At 69.2% G+C, this 6,722-nt stretch carries 6 protein-coding genes; 2 read left to right on the forward strand and 4 right to left on the reverse strand.

Annotated features, from left to right (window positions below; genetic code table 11):
• Positions 1 to 13: 13 nt before the first annotated feature.
• The 4 genes from IBL25_RS05990 to IBL25_RS06005 form a co-directional block, all read right to left on the reverse strand.
• A complete protein-coding gene (locus tag IBL25_RS05990) occupies positions 14 to 901 on the reverse strand; it encodes a F0F1 ATP synthase subunit gamma (protein ID WP_187777642.1) in 888 nt (295 codons plus the stop codon).
• Between the two features lie 23 nt (positions 902 to 924).
• The gene (gene atpA / locus IBL25_RS05995; protein WP_187777643.1) at positions 925 to 2,457 is read right to left on the reverse strand and encodes a F0F1 ATP synthase subunit alpha; all 1,533 of its coding nucleotides are present in this window, start codon (positions 2,455 to 2,457) and stop codon (positions 925 to 927) included.
• A complete protein-coding gene (locus IBL25_RS06000) occupies positions 2,457 to 3,050 on the reverse strand; it encodes a F0F1 ATP synthase subunit delta (protein WP_239416843.1) in 594 nt (197 codons plus the stop codon). The genes atpA and IBL25_RS06000 overlap by 1 nt, the downstream gene beginning before the upstream one ends.
• A 204-nt stretch (positions 3,051 to 3,254) precedes the next feature.
• Entirely contained in the window at positions 3,255 to 5,504 is a 2,250-nt protein-coding gene (locus tag IBL25_RS06005) for a primosomal protein N' (RefSeq protein ID WP_187777645.1), read from the reverse strand.
• Between the two features lie 77 nt (positions 5,505 to 5,581).
• On the opposite strand from IBL25_RS06005, the gene fsa reads away from it, so the two are divergent.
• Positions 5,582 to 6,238, forward strand: a complete 657-nt coding sequence (fsa, locus tag IBL25_RS06010; RefSeq protein ID WP_187777646.1) for a fructose-6-phosphate aldolase — start codon at positions 5,582 to 5,584, stop codon at positions 6,236 to 6,238.
• A partial coding sequence (locus tag IBL25_RS06015; protein WP_456315857.1) for a hypothetical protein occupies positions 6,235 to 6,722 on the forward strand: 488 nt, incomplete at its 3' end. The genes fsa and IBL25_RS06015, both read left to right, overlap by 4 nt.

The following is a 6,722-nucleotide window of genomic DNA, read 5'->3' on the forward strand; positions in this document are numbered from 1 at the left end:
GGCGGTGTTTCCCTCAGAGAGCCTCGGCACCGGAGATGATCTCGATCAGCTCACTGGTGATGTTGGCCTGACGCGTGCGGTTGTAAGTCAGGGTCAGCTTGTTGATCATCTCGCCCGCGTTGCGGGTCGCGTTATCCATCGCGTTCATCTGGCTGCCGAAGAAGCCAGCGGAGTTTTCCAGCAGAGCGCGATAGATCTGGATGGCGAGATTCTTGGGCAGGATCTGGGCCAGGATGGTGGCCTCGTCCGGCTCATATTCGTACCAGGCCTGGGCCTCGCCAGCCGCCGGCGCCGCCGCCGCCTCAGGCAGCACGGTCGGGATCAGCTGCTGCGCGGCCGGCACCTGGGCGATGACGGAGCGGAAGCGGTTGTAGATCAACGTGCAGACGTCGAACTCGCCGGCTTCCAGCATGGCGGTGATGCGGGTGGCCAGCGCATCGGCTTCCTCGAAGCCCACGCGCTTCTTGCCCATATAGGTGATCTCCTCGATCACCCGGCTGGCCAGCTCACGCTTCAGGTAGGCGGCGCCCTTGCGGCCGACGGTGATGACCTTCACCGTCTTGCCCTGGGCTTCCAGCTCCCGGATGTGGTTGCGCGCGAAGCGGCCGACGTTCGTGTTGAACGCGCCCGCCAGGCCGCGGTCGGCGGTGACGACCACCAGCAGATGCACGGCGTCGCGGCCGGTGCCCACCAGCAGCTTCGGCGCATCCGGGTTGCCGGCGACGGCAGCACCGAGCGAGCCCAGCATCCGCTCCATGCGCTCGGCATAGGGGCGCGCGGCCTCGGCCTGCTGCTGGGCGCGGCGGAGCTTCGCCGCCGCGACCATCTTCATCGCCTGGGTGATCTTGCGGGTGGACTTCACGCTGTTGATGCGTGCCCGCAGGTCCTTCAGGTTGGCCATGGGTTCGCTCCCCTAGCCTCCCCTCAGGAGAAGGACTTGCTGAAGCTGTCCAGGAACGACACCAGCGCGGCCTCGTTGTCCTTGGTCAGCTCCTTCTTGTCGCGGATGCCGGCCAGGATCTCGGGCTTGGTGGCACGAAGCTGGGACAGCATCTGGCGCTCGAACTCGCCGACCTTGTTCACCGGCAGCTTGTCCAGGTAGCCGCGCGTGCCAGAGAACAGGGAAACCACCTGCTCCTCGACGGGCACGGGCTGGAACTGCGGCTGCTTCAGCAGCTCCGTCAGGCGCGCGCCACGGGCCAGCAGGGCCTGGGTGGAGGCGTCCAGGTCGGAAGCGAACTGGGCGAAGGCCGCCATCTCGCGGTACTGGGCCAGCTCCAGCTTGATCTTGCCGGCGACCTGCTTCATCGCCTTGATCTGGGCGGCGGAGCCGACGCGGGAGACCGAGAGACCGACGTTCACGGCGGGGCGGATGCCCTTATAGAACAGCTCGGTTTCCAGGAAGATCTGGCCGTCCGTGATGGAGATCACGTTGGTCGGGATATAGGCGGACACGTCGCCCGCCTGCGTCTCGATCACCGGCAGGGCGGTCAGCGAGCCAAGACCGGCGCTCTCGCCCATCTTCGCCGCGCGCTCCAGCAGGCGGGAGTGCAGGTAGAAGACGTCGCCCGGGTAAGCCTCACGGCCCGGCGGACGGCGCAGCAGCAGCGACATCTGGCGGTAGGCCACGGCCTGCTTCGACAGGTCATCGTAGAAGATGACGGCGTGCATGCCGTTGTCGCGGAAGAACTCGCCCATGGCGCAGCCGGTATAGGGCGCCAGGAACTGCATCGGCGCCGGGTCGGAGGCCGTGGCGGCGACGATGATGGAGTATTCCAGCGCGCCGTTCTCTTCCAGCGTGCGCACGAGCTGCGCGACGGTGGAGCGCTTCTGACCGACGGCCACGTAGATCGTGTAGAGCTTCTTGCTCTCGTCGCCGGAAGCGTTGATCGGCTTCTGGTTGATGATGGTGTCGATGATGACGGCGGTCTTGCCGGTCTGGCGGTCGCCGATGATCAGCTCGCGCTGGCCACGGCCGATCGGGATCAGGCTGTCGATCGCCTTGATGCCGGTCTGCATCGGCTCATGCACGGACTTGCGCGGGATGATGCCCGGCGCCTTCACCTCGACCAGCGCGGGCTTGACGTCGACCAGCGGGCCCTTGCCGTCGATCGGGTTGCCCAGGCCGTCCACGACGCGGCCGAGCAGGCCCTTGCCGGTCGGCACGGAGACGATGTCGCCCGTGCGCTGGACGGTGTCGCCCTCGCGGATGTTCTTGTCGTCGCCGAAGATCACGACACCGACATTGTCGGTCTCGAGGTTCAGCGCCATGCCCTTGAGGCCGGCGGAGGGGAACTCCACCAGCTCACCGGCCATCACGTTCTGCAGGCCGTAGACGCGGGCAATGCCGTCGCCCACGGTCAAGACGGTGCCGACTTCGGCAACATTCGCCTCGGCATCGAAGCCGGCGATCTGCTGCTTCAGGATCTCCGAGATCTCGGCGGGACGGATATCCATCAGGCGGCCCCCTTCATGGCATACTGCATGCGCTGCAGCTTGGACTTGATCGAGCTGTCGAAAAGCCGGGAACCGATGCGCACCACCAGCCCGCCCAGCAGGGAGGGGTCGGTGCGCTCGACCAGCTTCACATTGGAATAGCCGGCCTCGGTCAGGCGCGCAGTGAGCTGCGTGCGCTGGACGTCGGTCAGCGGGTGTGCGGTGGCGACCTCGGCGGTCTGCTGACCACGCTGCTCTGCCAGCAGCGCCCCGAAGGCGGTGGCGACCTCGGCCAGATGGCCCAGGCGGCGGTTGGCGATCAGAACACCCACCAGGTTGCGGACCTCACCAGCGATGCCCGCCTTCTCCAGAATGGCGAAGGCGCCACGGCGCTGAGCGGCGGCGTCCAGCCGCGGGTCCTCCACAAAGGAGCGGAAGGTGGCATCGTCGCGCCAAAGCACGAAGAGCCGGTCGAGATCGGCTGCGACACGGTCGATCTCCTTCTTTTCCTTGGCGAGTTCCAGCAGCGCGAGCGCGTAGCGCTGGGCGAGGCCGCTGGCATGGCCAACGGTGGGTGACGTGTTCGGCGAGGCGGTCGGCGCTTCGGAGGCCACGGACAATCCCGTTTCTTGCTTTCGGGCCACCTTTGGGGGCTTTCACCCCGTCGGGCAGCAATCATGACGCGCCCGGAGGATCTTCCGTCGCGGCGGGCGGGGATTAACACAGCCCGTTGCAAGGCGGCAACCGGCTGGGAAGGGATTCGTTACCGCAGTTTCAAAATAGGGTCACTTTCGAGGCAGGGACGTATGCGGACCGGCCTAGAGAAAGCTCACCGGGTCCACATCCACCTGCACCTTCACGGAAGCCGGTACACGCACCCGTGATAACCACTCCCGCAAAATGGGCTGCACCGGCACGTCCCGCCGCACCTTGATCAACAGCCGCCGCCGGTGCCGGCCCCGCAGCATGGAGAGCGGCGCCGGCGCGGGGCCGAGCACTTCTACCCCATCCCCGCCCGGTGCCTCGATTCCCAGGTCCCGGGCAATGGTATCGGCCTCCCGCTCGTCCTCGGCGGAGACGATCAGCGCGGCGAGGCGCCCGAAGGGCGGCCAGTGGCCCGGGCGGCGCTGATCAGCCTCGGCGGCCATGAAGCTGGCGAGGTCGCCGGAGATCAGCGCCTGCATCACCGGATGGTCGGGGTTCCAGGATTGCAGCAGCACCTGGCCGGGCGCCTCCGCACGCCCGGCGCGGCCAGCCACCTGATGCAGCAACTGCACCGTGCGCTCGGCGGCGCGCAGGTCGCCGCCCGCCAGGCCAAGATCGGCATCCACCACGCCCACCAGCGTCAGATGCGGAAAATGCCATCCCTTGGCGACGATCTGGGTGCCAATGATCAGGTCCACTTCCCGCGCCTGGATGGCGCGCGCCGCCTCGGCCGCCGCCGCCGGGCCCGGCAGGGTGTCGCTGGCCATGACCAGCCGGCGGGCATCGGGAAAGAGCTCGGCCGCTTCCTCCTGTACGCGCTCCACCCCGGGGCCGAGCGGCGTCAGGCTGCCTTCGGCGCCGCATTCGGGGCAGGTGGGCGGGATAGGCTCGGCATGGCCGCAATGGTGGCATTGCAGCCGGCGCTGGACGCGGTGCTCCACCAGCCAGGCGGTGCAATTGGGGCAGCGCATGCGGTGGCCGCAGGTGCGGCAGAGCGTCAGCGGCGCATAGCCGCGGCGGTTGAGGAAGAGCATCGCCTGCTCTCCCCGCCCGATGGCATCCCGGATCGCCTGCACCAGCGGCGGGGAGAGGAAGCGCCCGCGCTCCGGCGGCGTCACCCGCTGGTCGATGGCCACCACGCTGGGGAGGGTGGCGCCGCCATGGCGCACCGGCAGGTCCAGCGCGGCATAGCGGCCGGTCTCGGCATTGGTCAGCGTCTCCAGGCTCGGCGTGGCGGAGACCAGCACGCAGGCGGCCTCGTTCAGCCGGGCACGGACCACCGCCATGTCCCGGGCGTGGTAGACCACGCCGTCCTCCTGCTTGAAGGCGGTCTCGTGCTCCTCATCCACCACGATCAGGCCAAGATCGGGGAATGGCAGGAACAGCGCGGAGCGCGCGCCCACCAGCGCCTGCACCCGCCCCTCCGCCAGCGCCCGCCAGGTGTCGCGGCGGCGCTTGGAGCCAAGCTCGGAATGCCACAACGCCGGCGGGCAGCCGAAGCGGGCCTCGAAACGCTCCAGCCACTGGGCGGAGAGCGCGATCTCGGGCAGCAGCACCAGCGCCTGCCGTCCCTGCGCCAGGCACTCGGCCACCGCTTCCAGATAGACTTCCGTCTTGCCGGAGCCGGTGACGCCGGAGAGCAGCGTGACGCCGAACTGCTTCTTCGCCACGGCCTCGCGCAGCGCCTGCCCGGCCACCTGCTGTTCCTCGCCCAGCGCCGGGCCGCCGCGCTTCAGGTCCGGGCGCGGGAATTCCACCGCGCGCTCGATCAGCGCCGGTTCCAGCAGCCCCGCATCCGCCATGCCACGCAGCACGCCGGAGGAAACCCCCGCCCGCTGCGCGATGGTGGCGGCCAGATGCGCCTCCCCGTCCAGTTCGCCTTCCAGGGTCTCCAGCACCCGCTGCCGGGCGCCGGTCAGGCCGGTGCCGCGCGCCAGCGCCGCTCGCCCCGCCGCCGAGGCACGCCAGCCCGCCTTGGCCATCGGCGGTTCCAGCGCCGAAGGGCTGCTCATGGCCATGCGCAGCACCGCGCCAGGCGGGCTGACGGTATAGGCCGCCACCCAGTCCACGAATTTCCGCAAGGAGGCCGTCATCGGCGGCACGTCCAGCGGGTGGGTGATGTCGCGCAGCCTGCGTTCGGGCAGTTCCGGGTCGGCCTCACCGTCCCAGACCACGCCAATCATCTCCCGCCCGCTCAGCGGCACCTGCACGAAGCTGCCGGGCGGCGGCGGCACCATGCCGGCCGGCACGCCATAGTCATAGGCGCCAGCCAGGGGCAGCGGCAGCAACACCCGCAGGCGCGCCCGCGCCGGAGCCAGCGGCAGGGCCGGGGATGCCGCGCCCTTTCGTCTTCCGCCACTCATCGGTTATTCTGCAATTCCGCAAACACAGTCACACATAAGTGGTGCCCCGGCACCGCTTTCGCCAGGAACCAAGCCTCATGAAGTTCTTTGTGGATACCGCCGAGGTGTCCGAGATCCGTGCGCTCGCCGAACTCGGCATGGTCGATGGCGTCACCACCAATCCTTCGCTGATCGCCAAGTCCGGCCGCAAGATGGCCGAGGTCATCGCCGAGATCTGCACCGTGACCCCCGGCCATGTCTCCGCCGAGGTCACCGCCACGGACTATGACGGCATGCTGGCCGAAGGCCGCTTCCTGCGCAACATCGCCGAGAATGTCGCGGTCAAGGTGCCGCTGACGGAAGCCGGCCTGCGCACCTGCCGCACGCTCTCCGACGAAGGCACGCCGGTCAACGTGACCCTGTGCTTCACCGCCACCCAGGCGCTGCTCGCGGCCAAGGCGGGCGCCACCTACATCTCGCCCTTCGTCGGCCGGCTGGATGACCTGGCGCAGGACGGCATGCAGCTGATCGAGGACATCGTCACGATCTACAACAACTACCCGGCCATCAAGACCGAGGTGCTGGTGGCCTCCATCCGCCACCCGCTGCACCTGGCCCAGGCCGCCCGCATCGGCGCCGATGTGGCGACCCTGCCCCCCGCCGTGATCCGCCAGCTGATCAAGCACCCGCTGACCGACCGTGGCCTGGAAGCCTTCCTGGCAGACTGGAAGAAGACGGGCCAGAGCATCCTGTGACGGAGGACGGCGCCGACCGGGTTGCCGCCTGGTTGCGCGCCAACCCTTCCTTCCTGGCGGAGCGGCCGGACCTTTACCGGCTGCTCACGCCCCCCCGCCGCATCCATGGCGAAGGGCTGGCCGACCACATGGCCGCCATGCTGGATGCCGAACGCGCGGCCAACCGTGACCTCGCCGCCAGCGCCCGGGCCGAGGAAAGCTTCGTCCACCGTGCCCAGCGGGCCGTGGTGGCGCTGATCGCCGCCCCCGATGCCGCCGAAGCGGTGTCCCAGGAATGGCCCGCCTTGCTGGGCCTGGACCATTGCGCCCTGGCCGATGAGGGCATGCCCGCGCCGCACCGCCGCAGCCTGCCCCCCGGCACGGTGCAGGCGCTGCTGCCCACCGGCCGCGACACCCTGTTGCGCGACGACCCGTCCGATGCCGCCCTGCTGCATGGCGAGGCCGCGCCGCTGATCGCCCGCGACGCCCTGGCGCGCCTGCCCCT

Origin of the sequence: Pseudoroseomonas ludipueritiae (genome assembly GCF_014490445.1) — a bacterium.
Taxonomy (GTDB): Bacteria; Pseudomonadota; Alphaproteobacteria; order Acetobacterales; family Acetobacteraceae; genus Pseudoroseomonas; species Pseudoroseomonas ludipueritiae.